General features: G+C 49.0%; 20 protein-coding genes. 4 read left to right on the top strand and 16 right to left on the bottom strand.

What is annotated here, in order from left to right:
- Positions 1-195: 195 nt before the first annotated feature.
- The 6 genes from HNR77_RS28400 to HNR77_RS28385 form a co-directional block, all read right to left on the bottom strand.
- Positions 196-1188 carry an anti-sigma factor gene (locus HNR77_RS28400; RefSeq protein ID WP_184191231.1) on the bottom strand — a complete coding sequence of 331 codons (993 nt, stop codon included), beginning with the start codon at positions 1186-1188 and terminating at the stop codon, positions 196-198.
- The gene (locus HNR77_RS28395; protein WP_184191229.1) at positions 1185-1781 is read right to left on the bottom strand and encodes an RNA polymerase sigma factor; all 597 of its coding nucleotides are present in this window, start codon (positions 1779-1781) and stop codon (positions 1185-1187) included. The genes HNR77_RS28400 and HNR77_RS28395 overlap by 4 nt, the downstream gene beginning before the upstream one ends.
- 2075 nt (positions 1782-3856) lie before the next feature.
- Positions 3857-4171 carry a hypothetical protein gene (locus tag HNR77_RS30870; RefSeq protein WP_260410974.1) on the bottom strand — a complete coding sequence of 105 codons (315 nt, stop codon included), beginning with the start codon at positions 4169-4171 and terminating at the stop codon, positions 3857-3859.
- 666 nt (positions 4172-4837) lie between these two features.
- Positions 4838-4948, bottom strand: a complete 111-nt coding sequence (locus HNR77_RS30030; RefSeq protein ID WP_188593566.1) for a dihydroorotate dehydrogenase — start codon at positions 4946-4948, stop codon at positions 4838-4840.
- 43 nt (positions 4949-4991) lie between these two features.
- Entirely contained in the window at positions 4992-5108 is a 117-nt protein-coding gene (locus HNR77_RS30025; protein ID WP_216520044.1) for a YjcZ family sporulation protein, read from the bottom strand.
- 386 nt (positions 5109-5494) lie between these two features.
- Positions 5495-5821, bottom strand: coding sequence for an MTH1187 family thiamine-binding protein (locus tag HNR77_RS28385; protein ID WP_111269219.1), 327 nt, complete (start codon positions 5819-5821; stop codon positions 5495-5497).
- A 760-nt stretch (positions 5822-6581) separates the two neighbouring features.
- Between HNR77_RS28385 and HNR77_RS28380 the strand changes: the two genes are divergently transcribed.
- The 4 genes from HNR77_RS28380 to HNR77_RS28365 all read left to right on the top strand — a co-directional run bounded on the left by HNR77_RS28380 (position 6582) and on the right by HNR77_RS28365 (position 12812).
- Entirely contained in the window at positions 6582-8915 is a 2334-nt protein-coding gene (locus tag HNR77_RS28380; protein ID WP_111269220.1) for a ribonucleoside-diphosphate reductase subunit alpha, read from the top strand.
- Positions 8916-9146: 231 nt separating this feature from the next.
- The gene (locus HNR77_RS28375; protein ID WP_184191227.1) at positions 9147-10178 is read left to right on the top strand and encodes a ribonucleotide-diphosphate reductase subunit beta; all 1032 of its coding nucleotides are present in this window, start codon (positions 9147-9149) and stop codon (positions 10176-10178) included.
- A gap of 229 nt (positions 10179-10407) precedes the next feature.
- A complete protein-coding gene (locus HNR77_RS28370; protein ID WP_184191226.1) occupies positions 10408-11757 on the top strand; it encodes an Imm51 family immunity protein in 1350 nt (449 codons plus the stop codon).
- 20 nt (positions 11758-11777) lie between these two features.
- Positions 11778-12812: a phosphotransferase family protein gene (locus tag HNR77_RS28365; RefSeq protein WP_184191224.1), complete on the top strand. Its 1035-nt coding sequence runs from the start codon at positions 11778-11780 to the stop codon at positions 12810-12812.
- Between the two features lie 258 nt (positions 12813-13070).
- Here the strand turns inward: HNR77_RS28365 and HNR77_RS28360 are convergent, their stop codons facing one another.
- The 10 genes from HNR77_RS28360 to HNR77_RS28315 all read right to left on the bottom strand — a co-directional run bounded on the left by HNR77_RS28360 (position 13071) and on the right by HNR77_RS28315 (position 24845).
- A complete protein-coding gene (locus tag HNR77_RS28360; RefSeq protein WP_184191222.1) occupies positions 13071-14882 on the bottom strand; it encodes a S9 family peptidase in 1812 nt (603 codons plus the stop codon).
- Positions 14883-14962: 80 nt separating this feature from the next.
- Positions 14963-15775 (bottom strand): 4'-phosphopantetheinyl transferase family protein, encoded by an 813-nt coding sequence (locus HNR77_RS28355; RefSeq protein WP_184191220.1) that lies wholly within the window; start codon positions 15773-15775, stop codon positions 14963-14965.
- Positions 15776-15803: 28 nt separating this feature from the next.
- Positions 15804-17033 carry a M16 family metallopeptidase gene (locus HNR77_RS28350; RefSeq protein WP_184191219.1) on the bottom strand — a complete coding sequence of 410 codons (1230 nt, stop codon included), beginning with the start codon at positions 17031-17033 and terminating at the stop codon, positions 15804-15806.
- A 10-nt stretch (positions 17034-17043) separates the two neighbouring features.
- On the bottom strand, positions 17044-18363 hold the full coding sequence (locus HNR77_RS28345; RefSeq protein WP_184191217.1) for a M16 family metallopeptidase: 1320 nt from the start codon (positions 18361-18363) through the stop codon (positions 17044-17046).
- Positions 18364-18392: 29 nt separating this feature from the next.
- Positions 18393-19370, bottom strand: coding sequence for an LpxL/LpxP family acyltransferase (locus tag HNR77_RS28340; protein ID WP_184191215.1), 978 nt, complete (start codon positions 19368-19370; stop codon positions 18393-18395).
- A 2-nt stretch (positions 19371-19372) separates the two neighbouring features.
- Positions 19373-20578 (bottom strand): arginase family protein, encoded by a 1206-nt coding sequence (locus HNR77_RS28335; protein WP_184191213.1) that lies wholly within the window; start codon positions 20576-20578, stop codon positions 19373-19375.
- 27 nt (positions 20579-20605) lie between these two features.
- Positions 20606-21991 carry an MATE family efflux transporter gene (locus HNR77_RS28330; RefSeq protein ID WP_184191211.1) on the bottom strand — a complete coding sequence of 462 codons (1386 nt, stop codon included), beginning with the start codon at positions 21989-21991 and terminating at the stop codon, positions 20606-20608.
- 16 nt (positions 21992-22007) lie between these two features.
- Complete coding sequence (locus HNR77_RS28325) at positions 22008-22973, bottom strand: hypothetical protein (RefSeq protein WP_184191209.1); 966 nt, start codon at positions 22971-22973, stop codon at positions 22008-22010.
- Positions 22966-24123 carry an acyl-CoA dehydrogenase family protein gene (locus tag HNR77_RS28320; protein WP_184191207.1) on the bottom strand — a complete coding sequence of 386 codons (1158 nt, stop codon included), beginning with the start codon at positions 24121-24123 and terminating at the stop codon, positions 22966-22968. Before HNR77_RS28320 ends, HNR77_RS28325 begins: the two co-directional genes overlap by 8 nt.
- Positions 24123-24845, bottom strand: a complete 723-nt coding sequence (locus tag HNR77_RS28315) for a hypothetical protein (protein ID WP_184191205.1) — start codon at positions 24843-24845, stop codon at positions 24123-24125. Before HNR77_RS28315 ends, HNR77_RS28320 begins: the two co-directional genes overlap by 1 nt.
- Positions 24846-24849 lie beyond the last annotated feature (4 nt).

Below are 24849 nucleotides of genomic sequence, written 5' to 3'. Positions count from 1 at the left end.
CGCGACGGACACCCTTGCCCTTGGCTAACAGTTCCTACTGCCAAGCCTGTAGCGGACTTTCACCGCCAAGTTATCGCCCGTGCCGGGCGCACTACGAAAAAGGCCGTCCATGAAGGGACAGCCTTTTCGTCTAGTTCGTAATACACTATATCGTTTACATTTTACCCCATAAAATCAGGTCATCTCCCGAAAAGCTCACGTCGTTTTAATTTTAGCGGCCAGAATCATTGTGCCACGAGGTTGCTCTCCCATCGCATCCGGTTCAAGCGTAATCGCTACCGTATCATAGTCGTTCGCGGAATCCAAGGTGTAATAGACCGCTCCCGTTCCGTCATGGCTCAGGAAGGTCCCTGCATTTTTAGGGGTATCGCCTTTGATCAGCCATACCTGAAATGCCTGATTGCCTTCCAGCGCGGGCAGATTCTCTGCCTGCACGACCAGATGGGTGCCTTTGCTGTCGATCACGATGGTTGCCAAACCCTGGGCAACGATATTCTTCGTAGCAGGGCTAAGTTTGACAGCCTCGCCCATTTTCATGCCTTGCGCCGGAGCCAGTGCTGAAGCAAGCTGCTCTTGCAGCTGTGCATTCTGCGCCTTCGCCTGTGCAAGCTGCTCCTGTGCGGCCGACGAGCCTGCAGCCTGCTGCGTCAGCGAGTCAATGCGGCTCTGCAGCTGCGCCGCGTACACGCCGAGCACCAGCGCCGCTGCCGCGAGGCCCGCACTGGCTGCGCGCCAGGCGCGGCCGCCGCGCGCACGCGCGCGCGCTTGTGGCTGCCCAGGCACAGCTGGGGCAGCCTCTTCGGCCCGGGCCGCTGGCACCGCCTTCGGCGGCAGGCCAGGCCCGGGCTGCGCCGCATGCTTCTGCTGCGGCGCAAGGTCTTCCCGAAGCACCGCGGATGCGGGTGCTTCGGGCTGCTGCGCAGGAGCGGCTGCCGGCTTCGCGCCGGTGCTCTCCTGCGCCTGGCCGAGCACGTTGCCCAGCACACGTGCTCGCATGCCTTGCGGCGGTGCCACAGGGTCCGCCGCCAGTGGCAAGAAGCCGGTTACTTCCTGCAACTCCTTTACCTCCTGGCGACACACTTCACAATTGGACATATGCGCTTCAAATGCCGCCACTTCCTCTGCGTCCAGTCCGCCCAGCACATACATCGGTGCCAGATCAGACCACTCCTCATGTCGTTCTATCATGGATGTATGCCCTCCCTTCCCGCGTCCGGATGCAATTCGGCATCAGCAAGCAGCTTTTGAAGCTGCCGCATGGCAAGCCTGACACGGCTTTTGACCGTACCCAGCGGAATCCCGAATCGGCTGGATACCTCCTGCTGCGTTAAACCAGCAAAATATATCGATTCAATCACTTGCTTCTGGTCCCCGTTCAGTTGAGAAAGCGCATCTTTGATGCGTGTGCCCTCCCATTTCCGTTGAACCTCTTCTTCTGTATTGGTATGCTCATCGGCAAAGGCCGCCAGTGTCTCGTTTTCAACCGAAGTGGCTGCTGCCCCTTTCGATCTTCGCCTCAGCATGTCCACCGCGATGTTGCGTGTGATCGCAAACATCCATGTGGTCAGCTTCCCCTGTGAGGCATCAAAACGCTCCGCATGATTCCAGATCCGCAGGAAAAGCTCCTGCACAGTCTCCTCTGCCGTCATAGGATCACCGACAATGCGGTAGGCAAAAGAATACACGGCCCGTTCATATCGGTCATATAACAGCTCCAGCGCAGAAGCGTCACGTTCTGCAATCCGCTGCATTAACCTGCTGTCCTCCATAGATTGAGTCATCCGAGGGCCCCTTTCTGTATCTTCCCTCATATTATAACCTACGCAGAAACGTTTGAAGAGGATTACCCCTGTGAACATTTTTTTTGATAAAATGAAAATCTTTCTTCAGCTTTTCATATCAAGCTTCTGTATGTACACTGCACGAAAAACAGGCCTGCATCGCTTGTTTGCTCCATCTGATCCGCATATGACTTCACAAATAAATAACCAACGGCGTCCTGTAAATAAAAAATATTGCTGAATGGTTCCGGGTAATCTCTCATGCTTTCAAGGGTCGCCTTCCTTTTTATTGCAATAAATTACAGACTGTGGTATGATATAAAAGTTGTATAACAAACAACCTCATATGATTTTCCGTCTTCTATTTAACCCCAGAATATTTTCTTCATGCTGCGACCGCAGCGAATAAGCTAACTAACCTATGGAGATTGACGAACCTGAATCACAATAACCCGGTAGACAAAGGGTTTACAAGATTTTCCCATTCACACTGGCGCGGTCATCGGAGCCGCAAGGACAAAAGAGAGGTAGGGCTTTTGTTGTTTTGGATATCACTTATTCTTGAGAAGATTGAAAACATACATCAAGCACCCGGAATTGGGTTCCGGGTGCTTTTCCATGTCCACATTCCTTTTTTCGTGACACCCGCCCTCCTTTACTCCATTAAGCAACGACACCGCCTCTTCCAAAAAAACTAGAGCAAAACCAGTACAACGCCCATTCAACCATAACAAGTAACAACTCTCCAAGCTCCACAAAATGTAACGATTCCTACAAGCCCTATTTCACCGATTTTGATCCTGTACAAATTTTAACGATTCCCAGAAGCCTTATTTCGCGTTTCCGATCCAAAATCCCCTGTTTTTGAAGGGAAATCAGGCAAATAGCGTTCCTACGAATCGTTAGAATTTTTAAAGCGTTAAAAACCATGAAATAAGGCTTCTCACGATCGTTAGACATTTGTGGGCGGCGTAGTGGGAGGTTAGACTAATTACGAGGTACGGGTACCTGTACGGGTTGTGAATTACAAGTTACTGATACGGGCTATCGGCACGGGGGCACGGGGTACGAGGTGCGGGATACAAGTTGCAGATTCGAGTTAGCAGCTACGGTTGCAGGGTTACTGGTGGGTAAGGGGGTACGACGTACGGAGTACGGGTTGTGAATTATGAGTTACCGTTTACAAACTACAAGTTACCTACCGCGACTGGTACGGACTACAAAGTTACGGGGTTCGGGTGGTATCGATTGCGATTACGAGTTACTGTTTACGAACTACGAGTTACCATGACAGTTACGAGACACAGGGTACCTGTACAGGTTGTGAATTACAAGTAACTGTTACAGGCTATGAACTACGGAGTCACGGGTTTGAGGCACTGGTTGCGGGGAACAAGTTGCGGGATAAGAGTTAGGAGCTACGGGTTGCAGGGTTACTGGTGGTTACGGGGTTACGGACTACAGACTCCGAGCTGCGCCTTGTTTGAGTGAGGGGCAGCAGCGTTTCTAAGGCCTGAATTGTTGGATTGCTTCGTTGTTCGGTTACTGGATTCTCGATTGCTAGGTTATCTGCTTGCTTGTTTGTTCAACCATCTCGTTGGTTACTTACTTGCTTACTTACTTGCTTACTTGGCTACTCGGTTCTCTGGTTCTCTGGTTCTCTGGTTCTCTGGTTCTCTGGTTCTCTGGTTCTCTGGTTCTCTGAGAAATTATGTCATAGTTGAGTAACTTAGATACTCTAGCCGTCCAACTCTTCTGGCTGGCATATCAAGTATACTTTCAATTATCCCGGCTTCCCTTGCAGACAGCTGTCGTTGTATTTGCTGCTGGGCTGGTCTTATAATGCCTGTTTAACAAACAAAGAAGAAAGGATGAGCGCAGGGTGGGAGAACAAACAGAAAAAAAGATAATCCCGGCTTTACTGCCGGAATTATCCTCTGTGCTGCTTCCCCTTTTCCATTCTATACAAACGATGCTGTGAAACACATAATCTCGCGATCCAATGATCGCTGGGGGCTTTCCGATCGGCCCGATGGTGCAGTCCACGTCTGGACTACCGCCTCTCAACAGAGGACTTAGATAAACATCGTTTTGGAGATAATGACGAGCAGAATGAACAACACCAGAATAGTTCCCATAGAGCTCCAGCTTCCTCCGCCGCATCCATAGGCAGGTGCACATCCATGGTGATATCCATGCATCATTGGCGCCTGATTCGGCTGGTAGCCGTAACTATATCCATAACCATACCCCATCGGCATTGTTCCGCAACCGTAACTGTACATTTCATGACCTGTGTATTGTTGATACCCATACATCTGTCCATGTCCTCCTTTATGCCCGTATACATGCCCCTGTCCGTTCGGTGAGTTAGGTTTAACTTCGCTCATCGTTCATTCCTCCTTAACATTTGCCTACACCCCTAAGCTATGTATTTGCCCTATGCACGGACCGGGCTATGGCCCTCATCAGGCCAAAATAGGCGTTTAGCCACTATCCCGATCCGGTCCTTTTCTTTTCTTTTCTTTTCTTTTCTTTCCTTTTCTTTCCTCTCATCCCCTTTCCTTATCCTTACTCAATCGTGTATTCCCCATTACTTTTCTCAATCTTCCATCACCCACTACGTTATCCAGAAACGCTCGCTACAGCTGCTTTATCCCGCAACCTTTATCACGCACTACTCCATCCAGCTCTCTTCACCAACCACTACTTTGCTCTACAATCTGTATCTGCCCTATTTCGCCCTTCAATGTTCATCCTCGCTATTTCGCCACATAACCTTTATTCTCGCTATTTCGTCCTTCAATGCTTATCCTTGCTACTCTCCCTTCATTCTTCATTGCCCTCCACCACTAATCTTTATCATTCCCTCCCTTCAATCTTCATCGCTCTCTACCTTCTCCTGCAATATTCACCATCTGCCCTCCTGCTTTTTCTGCCACCATCTCCATCTACTCTAACTCCACCCTCTGCCTTCCAGACGTCACCACATCCAATCCAGCTTGTCCACACAAACCAGAACAAACCCTGCCGGTCACCCGGCAGAGCCCAAACGATTACACCCAGAAGGATTTAGTGATGATCACCAGCAGAATGAACAGCACCAAAATCGCTCCAGTGGAAGTCCAGCCACCGTATCCGTAGCCTGTGCCTCTTACTTCACTCATGTTTATCCCCCCTTTGCATAATCATTAGGGTCGAAATGGTTTATTAAACCAGGAATGCTTTAGAAATGATAACCAGCAGGATAAAGAGAACCAGAATTGCACCAGTCGAAGTCCATGCACCGCCAACACCGTAGCCTACTCCACCTACAACTCCACTCATGTAAACCCCTCCTTCAATTTGAGGTACAATTCACTATATGCATGATACACACAGCGGACCGGGCTCATTATAAAAATAGGCATATGCTGCATTGCTTCAAAGAGCCAGCGCCATAATCACCGAAACACATTCCCAGCTTTGGTTATTCTGGTTGATGCCAGAACCCCAAAAGACCGCACCTCCCTTTACCCGGGAAATGCGGCCTTTCCACAACACAACGTATATGCTTCTTCTATATACAACCTTCGACATAACAATCCGTATGATTTAACACTTTCTAGCCTTAACATTCCATACATCCCTGCATGATATCTATTCGTAAGCTGAAGCCAGCTCTACAAACAGAACAAGGCTACCTCTATTTTCTTCGTGCGGCGTAATGTTCCTTAATTTGGTCTGTTATGCAGTGAGGTCAGCTTGTCCTGTACGGATTGCAGCTTCTGTACGCTGGAGGCATCCGGCTTGTCACGCCGATCATCAATTTTGACAGATGTGGAGACACGCTGGGCTCCTGACAGAAACGGAGCTTCATGCAGAGCCGCGATGGCGGTGAACACTTCGTTCAGCGGACCCTCAATAATGGTGCTCATCGAGGTCAGTTGGTATGTAATGCCTCGCTGCCTTTCCAATATTTTTTGCATGTCCGCTACATAGCTGCTCAGACTGGTGGTTCCTGTTCCAATCGGAATAACGGTTACTTCTGCAATTGCCACTTCGCTCTGCCTCCTCTGGGCCCCGATTAACCGTTGCCGCTCAAGTTTTAGTCGAGTTTTGACTCATTTTATTTTACCAGTTAAAAGCACGCGAATTCAAACTGACGTGATGACGTCATTCAATTTTTTATAAATTTTTTTTCGCATAAACTTCAAATCTTCCAATCCTTTTCCTTTGCGGATTCGCAGCTTAAATGGTATACTCGGAATTACGTTTTACTGCTTCACCCCTGTTTACAAACACTATATGTTGGGTTACAGTATTCTAACAGCAACAAAATGTAGTAATGCCGCTTCACCCCGCTTCTATGGGTCAACCTCTGGAATCTCGCGAAAAACAGGATGAAATCACCTCAAAAGGCACGCCCCTGTAGGTGTAAATCGCTTTCTCGAAACAGAACTGACATGGAGGTTAACGGGGCTGTTTGGACTGCACCCGGTATCCTTTTTTAGCAGACACGACTTGATCAGACAAAAGCTTACATACTGCACCTTGTTCTGTCGGACACCTGCACGGCGATGACAATCAAGAAGCCGCAACATAAACGGGCATTTTCAGCCGGAAGGCAGGGAGAATGCTTTTTGTATGGGCACGCTCTGTGTATACACCTTTGTTAATATGATTCCAGGATGAGTCTGTTACCGCATAAATAGCCGCATTGCAGACCTTATTTTGACTTCATTTGAGAGTACACCACCCTATTCTTTATTTAAGAATGGTTCAATTTATTTTTTTATCATGTGAAAGCGAGGAATATTCATGCCACAAGTTGTGACCAAGCCGAACAATCGCCAGCTTGCTTTTGACGAGATGCGTATCTCGGTGTATGCCGATCGTATCCTGGAAGGACTGGACATGCTCGACAAGGAACGTCTGGTACGCGGAGTAACCAGCAAGCTTCGTCGTGACGAAGTTACCGGAGACGAGATCAGCAATGCTTTTATGATGAGCGCTCTGGAACTGGTAACTAAAGAAGAGCCGAACTGGAAATTTGCAGCAGCGAGATCCCTGCTTACTTCCCTTTACAAAAAAGCGGCAACAAACCGCAGATACAAATCCTACCCGGACGAGCCTTATGGTGCATTCCACCCGCTGATTGTTGACCTTGTCAAAAAAGGCATCTATCGCGAAGAACTGCTGGAATGTTACACCAAGGAACAGATTGACGAGCTTGCGGAGTGCATCGACTATCGCAACGATCTGCTCTTCGATTACATCGGCCTGCTCACCCTGGCAGAACGTTACCTCGCCAATGATTTTGACGGAAAAGTGATGGAACTGCCGCAGGAGCGCTACATGATCATTGCGATGTACCTGATGCATCAGGAGCCTGCGGAGAAACGTATGGATCTGGTCAAAGAAGCGTACTGGGCAATGAGCAACATGTACATGACGGCAGCTACACCTACAATGTCCAATGCAGGTAAGAAGGTAGCCGGACAGCTCTCCAGCTGTTTCATCGACACGGTAGACGACTCCTTGGAAGGCATCTTTGATTCCAATACAGACGTAGCCCGACTGAGTAAAATGGGCGGTGGTATCGGCGTTTATCTTGGTAAGGTCAGAGCGCGCGGTTCAGACATCCGTGGTCACAAAAACACAAGCTCGGGCGTTATCCCATGGATTCGCCAGTTGAACAACACAGCAGTAAGCGTAGACCAGCTCGGAACGCGTAAAGGCGCAATCGCGGTATACCTGGATGTTTTCCACAAAGACATTCTGGCATTCCTCGACCTGAAGCTGAATAACGGTGACGAGCGGATGCGCGCACATGACGTTTTCCACGGCGTCTGCCTGCCTGACCTGTTCATGGAGCGTGTCGCAAGCCGTGGTGAATGGAGCCTGTTCTGTCCGCACGAAACGAAAAAAGTTATGGGCTGGAAAGACGAGAACGGCCGCGCACTGGGTCTGGAGGATTTCTACGATGAGTCCTTCGGTGCAGGTACATTCCGCGAAAAATATGAGGAAGCCGTGAATCACCCACTGCTGTCCCGTATTACGGTACAAGCGATTGACATCATGAAACGTGTGATGAAATCACAGCTGGAAACAGGTACGCCGTACATGTTCTACCGTGATACGGTCAACCGTGCGAACCCTAACCGCGCACATGGCATGGTGTACTCGTCCAACCTGTGTACAGAAATTATGCAGAACCAATCCGCTACTGTCGTGGAAAAAGAAGAGCTGGTGACCAAGGATGGACAAACTCGCATCGTGATCTCCAAAGTGCCTGGCGACTTCGTGGTCTGCAACCTGAACTCGATCCATCTGGCTCGCGCCGTACCTCATAACGTACTGGAGCGCCTGATTCCGATTCAGGTTCGTATGCTGGACAACGTCATCGACATTAACAACATCGAGGTGCTTCAAGCTCAGTACACGAACAGCCAGTACCGCGCGGTTGGTCTGGGAACCTTCGGACTGCATCACCTGCTTGCGCTGGAAGGCATTCGCTGGGAGTCTGAGGAAGCTGTCACCTATAACGATAATCTGTACGAAAAAATCAACTACCTGCTCGTACAAGCCAGCATGGAGCTGTCCAAGGAAAAAGGACATTATCCGAAGTTCAAAGGCTCCGACTGGGAGAGCGGTCATTACTTTGACCAACGCGAGTACACAACAGGTGAGCGCGTAGGTAAATATGTAACTACAGAGCAGTGGAAAGAGCTGCAGGCTGAAGTGAAGCAGAACGGCGTGCGTAACGCCTGGATGTTTGCTATCGCACCGAACGGTTCTACATCCATCATCGCTGGTTCAACAGCAAGCATCGACCCGCTCTACGAGCTGTTGTCTTATGAAGAAAAAACAACATACAAAATTGCCAACCCGGCACCGGATCTATCCGAAAAAACGATCTGGTACTACAAGACGGCATTTATGGTCGATCAGCATGCTTCCATTAATATGGCGGCTGCCCGTCAGCGTCACGTTGATCAGGGCCAAAGCTTCAACCTTTATGTTCGTCCGGATATCAAAGCGACCGAGTTCCTGGAGCTGCATCTGCACGCCTGGAGAGCCGGCATGAAATCCACGTATTACGTTCGAAGCCGTGCGTTAACGATCGAGGAATGTGATTCCTGCGCTAGCTGATCGGCATAAGGATTGTAACATCGTGATAGGAATGGGTAGCCCCATCCTGCCACGCTGACCATGATGACCACCGGGGCATCCTGTTTTGAATGCAAAATAGTGTTGCCCCGGTTCTTTTTTGCCCAAAACCTGACCACAGCATCGTAAGATGTTAAACATATGCCAAGACGGTACAGGCTTGTTCTGTCATCGTCTTTTATAGTGTAAATTCATTCAAGGAGTGAACGGATTATGCAAGTACAGAAAATTTTCAATACCGAAGCCCCTAACCAATCGACCCGTATTATTGAAGGTGAATGCTCGGGTATCCTGAACTGGAACGACATTCGTATGCCTCATATGTATAAATTGTACAAAGTACTGCTGCTCAACCACTGGATCGCGGATGAGATTCCAATGTCCAAGGATGCTTCCCAATTTGCTCAGCTGGACGAAGAGGAGCAACGTACGTTCAAAATCAACATCTCCCTGCTTGCTGTACTGGATTCCATGCAGACGATGTTTGTTGGTGACGTGAAACGTTACTTTACGGATTCTTCGCTTGAAGCGATCTCCGCGATTATCGGACAACAGGAAGTTGTGCATAACCAATCCTACTCCTACGTGCTGTCTTCCATCGTATCCGATCAGGAGCAAAAGGAGATTTTTGAATACTGGAAGCATGATCCGGTGCTGCTGGACCGCAACCGTTTCATCGCAGACATCTACCAAAGCTTCCGGGACAACCCGTCTCCACAAACGTTCTTCCAAGCTATGGTAGCTGACCTGATTCTGGAGGGTATTTTCTTCTATAGTACGTTTGCGTTCTTCTATAACCTGGCTCGTGACCAGAAAATGATGGCAACCAGCCAGATGATCTCGTACATCCAGCGGGATGAGAACCAGCACTGCTACTTCTTCGCTGAAGTGTTCAAGCAGCTGCTCGTAGATTTCCCTGAGCTCAACACACCGGAGAACATGGATTACGTGTACAAAACGATTGACCGTGCAGTTGAGCTTGAAACCAACTGGGCACACTACACGCTCAGCAACGTTCGCGGCATCGACCTCAATGAGCTGGAAGATTACATTAAATACACAGCGAACAAACGCCTGCGTCTGATGGGTATGGAAAAAGCGTATGAAGGCGTTGACGTGAACTGCATGCCTTGGATCAAACCATTCTCCGACGAAGCGCTGAACGCGACGAAAACCGACTTCTTCGAAGCCAAATCCCGTAACTACGGTAAAGTGGGCGACGATAACGGATTTGACGATCTGTAGGAGTATTCGAGCGGACAGGTCCTGATCGAGAAAACGGTGCACTGCTCGCATCCATACGGGATCTCTGTGAATACCCTGCCGGTCTTGAGTACCACTGTCTGCTATTTAAACACTCTCTCACGTTGGAAAGCTTAACAGCTGCCAGCATGGAGAGTGTTTTTTTGTCTCTAAACCTTGTAAAATAGTTGGAAGAGCTTCATATTCTTTCAATATGAAATGAGGTCTAATCATGGAAAAAGAATTGTTGGAACAGATCAACACCTGGCATGCAGAAGAAAACTATGCTCTCATTGTTAAACGTCTTGAAGAGCTGCCTGAATCCGAGAAGGACTATGAAACAATCGGTCAACTGGCGAGAGCGTATAACAATCTGGGAGAGTATCGAAAGGCAATCAAGCTGTTATTTGATATCAAGGATCATGGTCAATCAGACCCTTTATGGCAGTACCGTTTGGGCTATGCATATTATCATATTGCTGAGTACAAGCTTGCACAGACAGCTTTTGAAGAAGCTGATCGACTTGAGCCGAATGATGAGTCCACCCTGGAATTCCTGAACTGGATTCGCCCCAGAGCAGCTAAAATGGATCGCGATCGCCTTCGCTGGCAGGCAGAGCAGGCTGAGTGGGAGCAGGGCGGGCAGTTAAATCAGCTCCGGGCTGCCTCAGGTACATACGATCCTGCAACGTTCTGGCAGCAGAGCGAGTATGCACGGGACAATCACGTGTCTGCACCTTTTGACGAAGCAATGGTTCAATCTATTGAAGAGGAACTTGGTTACAAGCTTCCAGCTTCCTATATTCAGCTGATGCGCACACAGAATGGCGGTGTACCCGCACGCACAACGTTCCCGACTCAAGAGGGTACAAGTTGGGCTGAGAATCATATCGCCATTTCAAGCATCATGGGTGTTGGACGGGATAAGATGTATTCCCTTGGTGGAGAGTTCGGTAGTCGCTTTATGATCGAAGATTGGGGATACCCTGACCTCGGAGTTGTCACCTGTGACTGCCCTTCTGCGGGTCATGACGTGGTTATGCTTGACTATCGCTTCTGCGGCCCTCAGGGCGAGCCTTGTGTCGTTCATGTGGATCAGGAGAGCGATTACGAGATTACTTATCTAGCGCCCAATTTCGAAGTGTTTATCCGCGGTCTGCTGGATGAAGAGGATTTTGAGCTGCTGGACGAAGAAGAAGCAATTACCGCTGTATTCACAGAAAACCAGAGCACGACAGCGTTCTCCAAAGAAGCCATTGCTCCGTTTAAGTTCATTGATTCAGGCAGCGGTTCCTATTCTGTCATTTTAAATGCAGGTTCCTATTTACAGGATGTCTTTGACACACGCGCAGATGAAGGATTCGAAGGCGGCGGGTATGACTGGGCCTCCCTTGCGGCTGTGTTTCTTGAAGAGAAGATGCCACATCTGACTTCAGTTATTCGTTTCGATCCCGAAGCCGATATGTTCTGTGCTTATACAAATGATAAAGAAGCACTTATTGCCTTTATTCTTGGATTCAAACAGGCGTGTGAGCAGCACGATCTTATGATCGACCTGTTTTCCAGAGCTGAGCTTGATTAAGCAGAGATAAGGAGCCTTCTATGACTACTCGTATATATTTTGCTGCCAATGGTCTCGGTCATATCACCGAACATGATCTGCAACAGGCTCTTGATCATTTCAATCTCGGAACATTAGTTCACTATCAACGGACAGCCCAAGGTGTCATGGGGCAAACGCTGTTAGTGCAAACGACACAAGGTGAGTTTATTTTGAAAGGAAATCCATTATACAATGGACAGTTCCTGGAGGAGCAATTTTTTGTAGAGCAACTGGCTGTGCGCACGTCCATCCCTGTCCCCTTGCCTTATCATATCCATAAAGACACACAACCGCTCGGTTGGAGCTACGCGATTATGCCCAAGCTGCCCGGGTGTCACTTGTATGAACCGGATTTTCAAGCAGCTCTGACTTCTCAAGACCATGAAGACATTGCCGATATGCTGGCTGAAACGTTAACCGATCTGCACCATTGGAAAGTTCCGGATGCCGGGGAATACGACCCTGTTGCAGACAAAATCATGCCATTTGCCGGCTCGTATCTGGACTGGCTGTATGGCAGCATTCGCCACTGGCTGCATGATGCAGAGAAATACTCTGTTATCACCGATGCTGACATACGCTGGGTAGATGAGCAATTGAAGCGATCCGAATCCGCTTTTTTGGCTTCGGCAGTTCATGAATTTGTGATGGGCGATTTCAAGGTGGAGAACTTTCTTATCCAGAAAGGGGATCAGCCTGCATCACCTTGGAAGCTCAGTGGATTATTTGATTTTACAACCGCTTATTTCGGAGACGGCACAGCCGATCTGACCAAAATGACCGCAAGATATTTGCGGGAGGGTCAGCCCGATCTGGCAGCCCGATTTCTACGCCGCTACCGGGAGCTGATCTGTGCAGATGATCCAGAGAAGTGTGCACATTTTCGTTCACGCCTTCTTATCCACTTGCTGTATCAACGTATTCTATCGTGGGGCGAAGCCAAAGCTATCGGACAGGCGACCTGGGAGGAGGAACTGCCTTTTGCAACGTGGGCTGAGCAGTACATCGAAAGGGTGCTCTCTTTGCTGGATTAAACACTATGGAGTAAAACGGCTTGTGTGCTTAATGAAGCTATCACAACAATGAATCTGGTTACTCTTTCAAGAATTGTTCATAAACAGATTAGTATAATGTGAAAATGCGAAAACCAAACAGCCGGTGATCCCAAGGATCACTGGCTGTTTAAGTGGATACGTCGTATTCTGGATGCTCATTCTGCGCTACACATCATGCACTGTACATTTCATATCCCTTCCAGCCCCAAGCATGTTAAAAATCCAGACTGAACCGGCTTATACCTGTGCAACAGAAGTCTCCTGATGTTTCTGCAGAAACTCCACCATTTTGCGATAAACCAGTATTTCATTCGTTTTTCTGGAGAAGCCGTGGCCTTCATCATGCAAAACGATATATTCTACGTCTACGCCTTTTTCCTCCAGCGCAGCTACGATCTGGTCCGATTCTGCCTTGACTACCCTTGGATCGTTAGCCCCTTGAATAACCAGCATCGGCTTCACCATCTGATCCAGGTACGTAATCGGTGAATCCTTCGTCAGACGTCCACGGTCACGCACGGGATCACCCAGCCATTTGTCCATCATCGGCTTCCAGTCCTCGGGTACAGATTCCAGAAAGGTGAACAGGTTGCTCGGTCCAAAAATATCCACCGCAGCCCGGAACAGCTCAGCATGACGACCCGCGAGCAGCAGAGTCATATATCCCCCATAACTGCCGCCTACTACAAACAGCCGCTCTGGTGAGCTGATGCCTTGATCAAACAGCCACTGGATACCTGCGACACAGTCCAGTCTCGGCCCTTCGCCCCAATCCCGTTCAACCAGCTTGACGAATTCAGCACCATATCCGGTGCTGCCCCGGAAGTTAGGGGCAAAGATATGATATCCCTGAGCAAGCAGCAGCTGAAACATCGGCCGAAAGAACTTGCCCTCCGACGCCTGTGGCCCGCCATGTGGCCAGAATACGGTATATCCATTCGCTTGATCCGGCTTGGCTTTGAACAACAGTGCTTCAATCTCCAGCCCGTCATAGGAGTTGTAACGCACCACATCAGGATATACGAGATCATCCGGCTTCAGACCCGTTACCCGATTGGCGGTTAACGCTTCCCATGAGTCACGGCCAGCGGTAAGGCGGTAGATATTATGTGGCTGCACGGCACCGCGTCCAAGAATGTACACGTTACCGGCTTTAGTTACGTTCATCTGTTCAATCGTATCGAGCGGCATGTCTATACGGCGAGGTACACGAGCACCCTTTTCCAGCACATACATGCGATGCTCCGGCCCGGTCAGTGTCCAGATATACAGCGTTTCGGATGCCTCATGCCAGCGGATATCATCTACATCCTCGCCTTCAATGTGACACAGTACACGAAACTCTCCTGTATCAATGATGTATTCTGCCACATAGGAATAAGCCGCATTGTCATTGGTGATCAGCAGCAGGCGGTCATTTCCCGCAAACAGCACATACGGAATCTGGCTCTGACGCTCGGTTACCGGCACGATGGAGATTTGCTTTCCGTTTCGATGCAGATGGGCAGTCTGGTACGTATTGGAGTACATTTTCATGATCACATAGGCTTCTTCATTCGGACTTACGGCAACTATACTGCTGGTGACCTCTTGACCCTGATAGAGCAGCTCATCCTCGCCTGTCTCCAGGTTGCGACGGCGTGCATTCATATAATTCGGATTGCCAGCACTGGTATTATAATATAAACGTTTCCCATCCTCGGATAAATGAGCATAATAACAGCGGTCACTCGGCTCTGCCGGTACGATAGGCAGCGGTGCACCCCCCTCTGGCGGCAAGGCATAGAGATGATAATTCTCGTTACCATCCCGGTCAAAGGCAGTGAGCAGGTGACGACCCTCAGGATCGGCTTTGATAAATTGACTGCTCTGGTTCATGTAGGTCAATGGAAACGGATAACCACCCGGCAGGTCCATGGCCCAGATATTCGGTTGACCGTTCAGATTGCTGTCCATGTACAACCGCTTCTCATCTGCTGATACGGCAAAGTGTGATATACGATACGTCTGAAAATACTGCTCCACATCGGGCTTCGGAAACTGGATCATAACAAACCTCCTTGGAATGGGCCAATGATTCTAACATTGGTAAATTAAGGTTCTATTTGTCCAGTTTATCGTTTATTCCATCATTTTAACAATAGTTCTGTAAGGTATATTATGTTTTTCATTGTGTTAACTTCCTGTGCTTTCCCATTCATCCAGCGTACAGAGAGTCTGGTCTTGCCTGATACACATAACGATATAACGTAATTGCTGCCTATGCTCAACGACTGCAGCACATAATTCTGGCCGTTCCGTTCTAATACATGCTCATCATTCCGCATAGCCAGTGCGGTATCCAGTTCTCTCCACTGACCGCATAAAGATTGACCAGCTGCCTTGATCCAGGCCTCTTTTCCAGTGAGAAATTTCCACAGCAGCAGGGATGAATCATAGGGTGATGATTCATCCTCTGAACGGAGCTCTTCCATGAAATATTCTCGTTCCGCTTCCGTCAGAAATCGCCGCACGATGGCTTCTTGCCGCAGCAGCGGACGAACCTGCTCCATATCGATGCCAATGGGATTGCTGTTCGATGTAACGGCTAGTATACAGCGCCCTTTGGTATGTGAAAGGCTGAACTGTGGACCGGACAGAACGTAGGGTTTTCCGGCTGTACCGTATTGCAGGGCAATATCTCTTGCATCAGACTGCATGTACGCGGCCAGTACTTTTCTAAGGAAAATTCTCGATTGCATCCAGCAGTAAGCCCCAAGGGGCGAGTTTGTCTTCATTCGTTCCATGCGTGTATGCTCATCCAGACTCAGGACCTTGGAACAAACGAAATCCGTTTCATGAAGCTGAGTTTCACTTATGGGCAATTCCTGAATCCAAATATGGACTTCGTCAGGCTGCTGCACCGCTGGTATCATGGATTCCATTCCCACAGTAAGCTCCATCCTGTATTCCCTCCCGCTTGCGAATCTTCTATCTTATCACTACCATGTGCAGACGTGCCGATACAGTTATCTCGGTTATTGCTCTCGAAATATCTTCCTCCGTTAAGCTGCGTGCTATTGCACCAAGCTCTGTAAAATCCAATCCGATTACATCATGCTCGGAAATGTGCATACAGCGCTGTTTTAACGAGTCCCAGCTTGTATAATATTTACTGAGCCATCTCATTCGTGCATATTCCATATGGACTGGAGTGAACGTTCCCATCTGAATATCTTCACATATGTCTTCAAGCTCGTTATACAGAGAAACAGGATCGGAGGAATAACTGCACATGCTGCTGAATGCAAACTCCTTGCGGTAATAATGATCCCATGTTCCCCCCGAATGAAGAAGACCCGACTTCAAACCATTTGTCTGAAAATCGGAGGTATCGCCCAGCAATGCCTCTATACCGATCATGCAAGCAACCTGTTCCGTTAACGATATGCCCGTATCAGCGCGAAATCCCAAGCGAATCAGCGGCAGCGGCAAACCCATCTCAAGCTCTACGTAGCGTTGTTTTTTAGGCTCTGAAGCTTTCGCCAGGTTGAACTTTGATACGTACTTCTCTGCAGCACCGCTTTCTCCCCTTGCCGGAAACTGCTCCAGAATGTCTATGATGTTCTCTGTGTCGACAGGTCCAATCACAGACACTGACATTTGGCTGGTAACGTAGTGCGTATTGTAAGCTTCGTACAACACATCCGGTGTTACGAGGTGCACACTGTCCCGTGTCCCTGCTACATCCAGTGCAATAGGGTGCTGCTCCCCATACATCATCCGGGTAAGCTGCTGCAGAGACTGCCAGGAAGGCTGATCTGCGAACATGGACAATTCCTGAAGAATAGCAGCACGCTCCTCTTCAATATGCATTGGGGTGAAATACGGAGACGCCAGCATGCGCATAAATACATCGATACTTTTTTGGAGTTCACCTGTACAGGCCAGCTGATATGTTGTTACGTCATAACGTGTTAATGCCGAGGTGGAAGCTCCAAGGGCATGGAATATCGGCTTAACAGGCTGCTGATCCGGATTGGCAAACATCATATGTTCAAGAAAGTGGGCCCTCCCGGGCAATCCTGAATCGTGAATGGAACCATAAGGCACTGTACAGGACACAAACGTATGATGAAATTCGCTCTCCGGGAAAATATGCACAGACAAACCATTCGTTAATTGCCTGCGTACTGGAACAACACTCAATGCACGATTCATGTTTCACCTCCTAAGCAGTTCCTGTGTACTCGCTCTCAGGATATAAAATCCAGGTTAGTGCCTTGTTCATACGGGAAGCCACTACGGCTATCTCTTCTGAAGTTACACACGATACAGTCTCCAGAAATTGCTGTGTTGTCATCTCCACTTGATGGAGCAAACGGTCTATATGAAGCTTTACCATCTGCTCCGGAAGATCTAAACCCACCTGCACATAATGCATCATATTCCGGACAGCTCGGTTCATCTCTGCTTCATTGATATCCCCGTCGCACAGCTTCATCCACTGCGCATCAATCGCTTCCAAAACATCTGTTACATAACTGCTGCTGGTTCCTGTTGTCACATGAAGCATTCCCCTATAGTCATCCAATGTGCTGTATATTTGGTAAACCCACTGCTTTCGTTCACGGAGTTCAAGGTGAAGCCTGGAGGCAGGTGACGCGCCAAACAGGGAATGAAATAAAAATAGAGCTGCATAATCAGATGATCCATAGGTCACTCCGGTAGTAAAAGCCACATTGATCTTGCATTGCTGGATATCGGCCAGCTCCAGCATCATCTCCCCGAGCTTCTGCTGTTCCGCAGATCGTGAATTCAAGGTAACCGGCGAGCTGTGCTCGTTGTCTGTCATAATAAATGCAGGCATAAATGTATCCAGGACCTGCCTTATCATCGTGTCCGGCTGGATATCGCCGATGATATGGACATGAAACGGGCTGCGAAGCACTTCGCTATACCATTTTTTCAGTTCACCCTCCTGCACACATGTCTGCAGCTGCTTCAAATCCTGCGCAGTGGGTCGCCCGATGTATCCCAGACCTTCCATACAGCGTCCCCGCACCACTTCATCCCATGCAGAGCTGTTATATCCCGCATAGTGTTCTGCCCAGATGAGCTCTTCCTGAATCTGAGCATCTTCTGCATCCGCTTTTCTATTCGGCTTACCGCTCGAACAACCAGCCAGGCTTGCTCCATACAGCAGTTCAGCAAGCAGATTCATTGCCATCTGCATCCGTTCCTGCGTGCGAGGCAGTACATCTGCAGGCATATGCATTCGAATGGAAGCCACCTGCGTGTCTCCTTTGTGCTCCAGATCGAACTTGATCTCATTCACGCCAATAGACCATAGCTGGTGATGAAGCTCTCTTTTTCCCGCAGCATCCGAGCTCACCTTAAACAGCATCCGCATAATTACGGCAAACACCATCGGTGGAATTCGTCCCTGCACGTTCACGATGCTTAGATGAATATAACGATTAATGTACCTGCGCGTGGGCAGTACATGAACGGATACATGATTGCGCTGCTCTGTAACAAAAGACTCCATGCTTGCCGTCCTCCTGTTCGAAAAGAACGTTAATTCAAATTGTAAACCATGCCATTCCCCGTGTTCAGTCCCAGCTGACCAAATCCCTCCAGCGGCCTGGAGAACCAATCTACATGCCCCTCCGTTTCATTGGTGGGAATTTCAGAATCATTGTCTTGCCAGTGTATGACCTGCTGATGATGGCGATCCCAAAATCTCCATTGTTCGGGCTTTGCGAGCAGCTGTTTACGAAACGGCTCGTACACAAATTCGGCAGATTTCTGAATATCCTCTTCTAATATGAAAGGTGGAAGGAATACAATTTTGGTTCGAAAATCATCTGTTAACATCATGAAATAGGGACATACCGGCTTACGCGCCTTGGCCAAAATGCGAAAAATACCGCTCCTCGTCTGAATGCGTGAGCTGAGAAATGGAAGTTCCAATGCCCGATTGTCCGAATTGTATCCTGTCTGTCCATCGACGAAAAGATTAAAGGATCCCCCTTTGCGTAAATGGGAGTACAGCCGAATACCAATCATCTCATCCTCCGCGTTTAACAGCTCGGCACCTGAGTACTGCCGAAGGGCGTTCCAGGATGACAACTTCAGTTCCTGCTCCACAGTCCCTCGCTCAGCCACCAGATAGAAGGGCAGTCCCGCCTTCATGCAGCCTGCACGAATCTCTTGTCCAATCGTGATCATATTATGTCTGACGAATCCATAGTGCCAGGTCAGCAAAGCCCCGCCTTCCTTCAGCGTAGTTTGCAGATGTTCACGCCCCTCCACCTCATCCCAGTCCATAAACCTGTAGGGCTGCTGTTTAAGCTCATCAACCGTACGCAAAAAGGCCAGATAATCCATCCAGATCGATTCCAGCGATGCCTTCTGCTGAAGGGGAGAAAGCTCCTTCACAATATTCATTAATGCGTAGAAAAAACCTAACTTAATCCCGCTTTTTTGTTCCCGTTGCATCTCTTCCCTAACCTGTTCCTGATGTGTAATGTATAAGGTTCGAAAATCCTGCATCGCTACACCTCTCTCCTGTGTGAATTGCCGGAAACGCCAGCTTCGGTTAGTACTTCCTCATCCTGTGTATCCGGGCAGGCGAGCATCGAATGCTGACGCTGATTCCGATCCATGCCATCCAGCATATAAGCCAGCATCCGAAGAGCCATCTCATAGTGACCGGGAATAAGATGATCTGCCTGAACACCCTGCCCTTCCACCATATCCATACCCTGATACGAAATCGGGACTTCCAGCGCTGCTGTAACACAATCCCGTATATTCTGCCAGGTCGGCCCCCCGGCAATAGGAAAGTCCACATAAGGAAAACTGCCCGGGTCAAGGGAATCCAGATCGAAGGTTAGATAAGCCGAATCTGCTCCATAACGCTGTCTGACTTCATTCAGGACCTGGCTCACCCTATCCGGGTTCATCTGTTCCGCTGAGATCTGTATTAATCCGGGATGACGATACATCTGCTCTGCTGAACGAAGACCGCGCAGTCCAATTTGTACAACAGCAGCAACCGTTCCCTGCTCCAGCAGATGTCTGACAAAATTGGAGTGGCTCGGATTTTCTTGATAGATGGCATCTATACCGCAGTCATGATGAGCGTCAAACTGGACCAGCATGGTTCGGTTGCCTGACATTTCTGACATCCGTCGAAGCACCTCATACGTAATGGAATGATCTCCACCGATACAGCATAATCGTGTCTGCTGGTGCATCGCTTGATGCAGCGCAGCCTCCAGCCCCCGTTGATAAGGATATAACGTCTCTCCTTCAATCGGGGGATGTCCGTCCAATGGTTGCTCACCCATCATGCAGGTGCCCCAATCTTGTATAGAAGCTGTGTGCAGCAATTTTTTCCCATTCCCAATATCATATAAGCTGGAATTGCCGCCTTGGCTTAACGAAGGATAAATGACCTTTTTCCATGATTCTTCTCGCAAGGCATGTACGAATTCTCCCACGGAGGAGTGACGAATGCTTGTCCCGCCAGAGTAGGGAATGCCCAAGAGCGCCAGGCGAGGAACCTCATGACCGGAAAGGGGTCTGTACAAAAAAAAAGGCGCTTGCGCAGACTCAACCCCCGGCAGCTCCGGGGGACAGCGCGGCTCCAGTTCCTCAGCATGCTCCAACTCATAAAACTGGCTAAACGTTTCATCCGCAGCAATCCAAGTATCTGCAATGCGTCTTATCAAATAAGCAGGTTCTGATGTTTTCATGCCGATTCCTCCTGTAGATCACTGAATTCACGTTTGTGTGGAATATCCTTGCTGAGACAACTCCGCTTCCCCCTCTGTAATACGTCCCTGATCTGCTGCACCACCCACGTATTCCCGCTTTAACAAGCGCATGAAAGGCAGAAAGAAACACATGCCGATCACATTCATCCCAGCAATCACTCCATAGAAATAGATGACCTGATTGAATGTACGGGTCAAGACCCAGCCTAGAGCGATAATGATCAGGAAATATACAGCATTCAAAAGTAAAGCCTGATATCCGCGACCGCTCTGTTCCATCGTGAGCAGCGTAGTCATCATCGGCCCCATGCCAATATAGGATAGGGCAACAATGGAAAGATACCTTGCTGCTTCAGCACGAGTTGCTGCATCTTCGATAAGAAATGAGACAAGTGGATCTCTGCAGATCCAGACCACAATAGCAATAACGACGTACAAAGCAAAAGCGTGGATAAGCCCCTGACGATAGCTTGCATAAGCTCTTTCACGATGAGGAGCCTGCAAATTATGATTGATAATAATACCGATCGCTGATCCGATCACAATACCCGGCAGAATAGCCATGGTCTGGATTCGGTATCCTACGCCAAATCCCGCAACTGCTCCTTCTCCAAAATAGCTGACGATTTTATTAAAGAAAAAAGTGCTCAGAAATATCATGCAATACGAGAAAAACACAGGAATACCCACATGTCGAAGTGTGATTAAATGTCTCTTAGCAAAAACAAACCTTTCCTTAACCGTCTCTTTACGAATTAACAGCACCAGCAGCGATAGGGCTAAGGAAGAGACAGAAGTAATCAGATTGGCATAGATGATACCCTGCAAATCCATCCTAAGTATCGAGACAAATGTATACACAAGAGCAATGTTCAGCACTGCCGTGCCTACTGCGTTCAAGGAAGCTGCCTGCGCCCGGCCTAATCCTCTTAGTGCGGCGCTGCTTACTGCTGCAAGCACAGCCGGGACGGATACTGCCATCATTCCCGCCACATACCTGGTAAACATCGGTTCAATGTCGGCAGGCACATGATAAAACCATGAGAGCACAGGCGTCAGAAGCAGAACCATTCCCCCTGACGCCACGGCGAGCAGCAGGGCAATGCCGAGCATATGCATGAACAGCTGGGTGAATGCTTTGGGGCCGCCTGCACGGCTGCGGGCCACCGCAACCTGAACAGATAGCTGCATTGCTTCAATGATGGAGATCATCACAAACGAAACGGGAATGTAAAGCGACAAGACGTACAGTACACTCTGATTCGTATGACCCAGAAAAAATACATTGGCTAACTGGGTAATCACATTAACCATAGAAGCAAGCAGCATTGGAATGGCCGTACGAAATAACAACCGGTGGATCGAACCCGTCGTATAATCAATCCCTTTCATTGGGCCACCTCCACAATCATGAAGTCTTGATTTCCTGATTCAATGTCATTCTGCTTAACAGCGGCTTATGCAAAACATGTACACAGCAGGCAGATATAGTTCTGGCATCATCCCATGAGATCAGCAGCACACGAGCACCGGGCTGGATGCTTCCCTTTTGCAATCTGTCAGCCAGCTGTATCCATACATCGCCGCTCTGATAATCCACCGTAGATACACTGCAGCTATAGGGAGCGTGAATCTGTGAAAGCAGATGCCCACCGATATGCCATCCCAGACTGGATTGCAGAATAACCTGCTCAGCTGCGTAATCAGACATCAAATGTTGTATGCTCCCAAGTATCTTGGCTGCAAAATCACTCTCTGCAGAAGTGATTACTCTCTTTCCTGCATAATAAATTTGCAAAGCCCCCTGATCACCTCCCGATTCAAGCGCCACGGCCATGTCGGACAGTTCACCTTGAGAAGCGGAACGATGTCGGTATGCATCCGGTCCGTCATCTTGAAGAATACGCTGCTCAACTAGCACAATCACCGCTTTTTCCCTTGGGAGCTTACTCCAGAGAGCAACCTGGATAGCCTCTGTGCCAGCCAGTGCACCCATATGGGTTACACCAAGGGGATGCTTAACCTGCCATGATGCGCTTTCAAGCATTCGGGCAAGCGGAGCGGTTAACGCATGACGCTCAGGGTACGTTTGAGCCAGAACCATCCAGTCCCAGGATGCATGTGTGCCCAGCTTTTCCAGCACCATAAGTGCCAGATCGCCTGCTGTCAGACGCCTCTCTCCCCAAAGCAGTGACCGGGACACCGACCCTGCACGGCCATAGTAATGATCCTCCATGTATATGTGCGGCAAAACATAAAAATAATCGTCAGGCGTTGGCCAATCCAACGAATATAGGTGATCCTCAGCTGTAAGCCAGCTTATATGATCCACATAGATCGGTGTGCCATGTTCAGCATAAACAGAATTAGACATGCTGCATTTTCCCATTGGCGTAAGCCTGAAATACGTTGATTTTCTGAATGGAGGTGGTTCCTTCCATAAACTCAAAGGCTCTCGCATCACGATACCACTTGTTCAAAAGCGGATGTTCCAGCATGGAACCGGGTCCCATCATATCCAGTGCCCATTCTGTAACCTCTTCTGCCAGCGAAGCTGCTCGTATTTTACTAAGAGAAGCCAAATAACCCTTGTTTGCATCATGGTCAATCTCTGCTGCTGCATGCCGAATCATGTTACGTAGTGAGTGCAGACGTATTTCCAGTCGTTCCAGCCCGGTCTTTTCACGTTCCGTGAAGACCGTTCTATGTTCTGTTACATAATCATAGGCAGCTTGTGCAACACCGAGCGCAAGTGCTGCAACACTGGGACGCATCCGGTGAAACGTACGTAGAGCCCCCCATAGCCCGCGCTTGGTCGGACTTAAGTGACGCCCTAAAATATCCTTCTCCTCCAGCGAATATGACTGGAATTGCAGATGACTGAGACGAAGTCCACGCAGACCCATCGTATCCAGTGGTGTTGCGGTGAATCCCGGCTTGGAAGGATCAATAATAGCAGCCTGAATGCCCAGAGGCGTACGGTTGGTCTGGGCAAATACCAGACCGATGCTGGCGCGATGCCCGTTGCCAATATAAAACTTATGCCCCGTCAGCTCCATTGTATGATCCGGATGGCGCGTAATCCGTGTGCTGATTTCCGTGGCGTCCGAACCCTTCTCAGGCTCCGACAAGGCAAAGACAGCCCATGCTGGTCCCTTCATAAACTGGCTGTAGAAGCGCTCCTTCTGTTCCTCATCCCCCAGATCCATCATGACAATGCTGGACATGGAAGGCCCAGGCCCTCCCAGAAATACGCCGGCATCTCCTGCAGCCAGCTGCTCGATCGTAATCACTCTCTCCAGAGAAGTAAGTCCGTAATAACGATCATTGCCTATCGTGACAATAGGCTGACCTCCGTATTCAGGTGGAATCATCATATGATTAATGGCCTGTAATGATGAGGTGTGCAAAAACTCAGTGATTCGGTCTGGTTCCTGGTCAATGGTCAGCCCAATCTGACGAAGCTCGGCCGCATACTGCTTCATGACCTGTTCAAAAACAGCAATTGTCGATGGCGTAATCATCAATAACCCTCCCTGTCTGGTAACAGCAAGTTTTTGACCAATTGACCTGCATATGTATATGCGGATACTCCATGTCTCAGATAACCGTAACCGCCACCAAGGCGCTGAATCTGCCTGAATGCCTCATCCAGTTCCTCATGGAGCCACGCATGAGTACGGAAGGACGCAATGTCAGAACTTCGGGAAAGGAGACGATCTTCATGTAGCGTTTCTGCCATATAAAACATTGTCAGAATATCAGCGACCATTCCTTTGACAAGCTGATGCTGAAACGTGGACTGCCCTCCCGATATACGTACCGACAAATGCTTGCGTACATATTCAAGACCAGCCTTGCATAGCTCTATTCGGAACTCCAGCAGGTGATCTCTCAGCCTTGCCGGGTTCACCTCATCACTAGTTGCCCCGGCCTGCTCACCGCTGTGCGGCTGCACTTGAACTAACAATAGACCGGAAGGCTCCAGCATCCGGTCCTGTACCTGAACAACATGCAGCTGCTCCCAGCGGTACATTCCGCCTGCCTGTTCATGCCATACCAGTGGGGCTTGGTCCAACAGAGCAGCGGTTGCACACACATATGAACCTGCAGCCAAAAGCACAGGATGACTTTTTATACGTAACGCTGTACTCTCCAGAATATGCGAAATTGGAGCAACCGGACGACCAGCAGCCCTCTCTCCAACAGGTTTTGCATCTGCGCTTTGGAAATCAATAACATGCATCGCT

Source organism: Paenibacillus sp. JGP012 (assembly GCF_014203995.1).
In the GTDB taxonomy this organism is placed as follows: domain Bacteria; phylum Bacillota; class Bacilli; order Paenibacillales; family Paenibacillaceae; genus Paenibacillus; species Paenibacillus silvae.
This window is presented reverse-complemented; position numbering and strand designations above follow the sequence as displayed.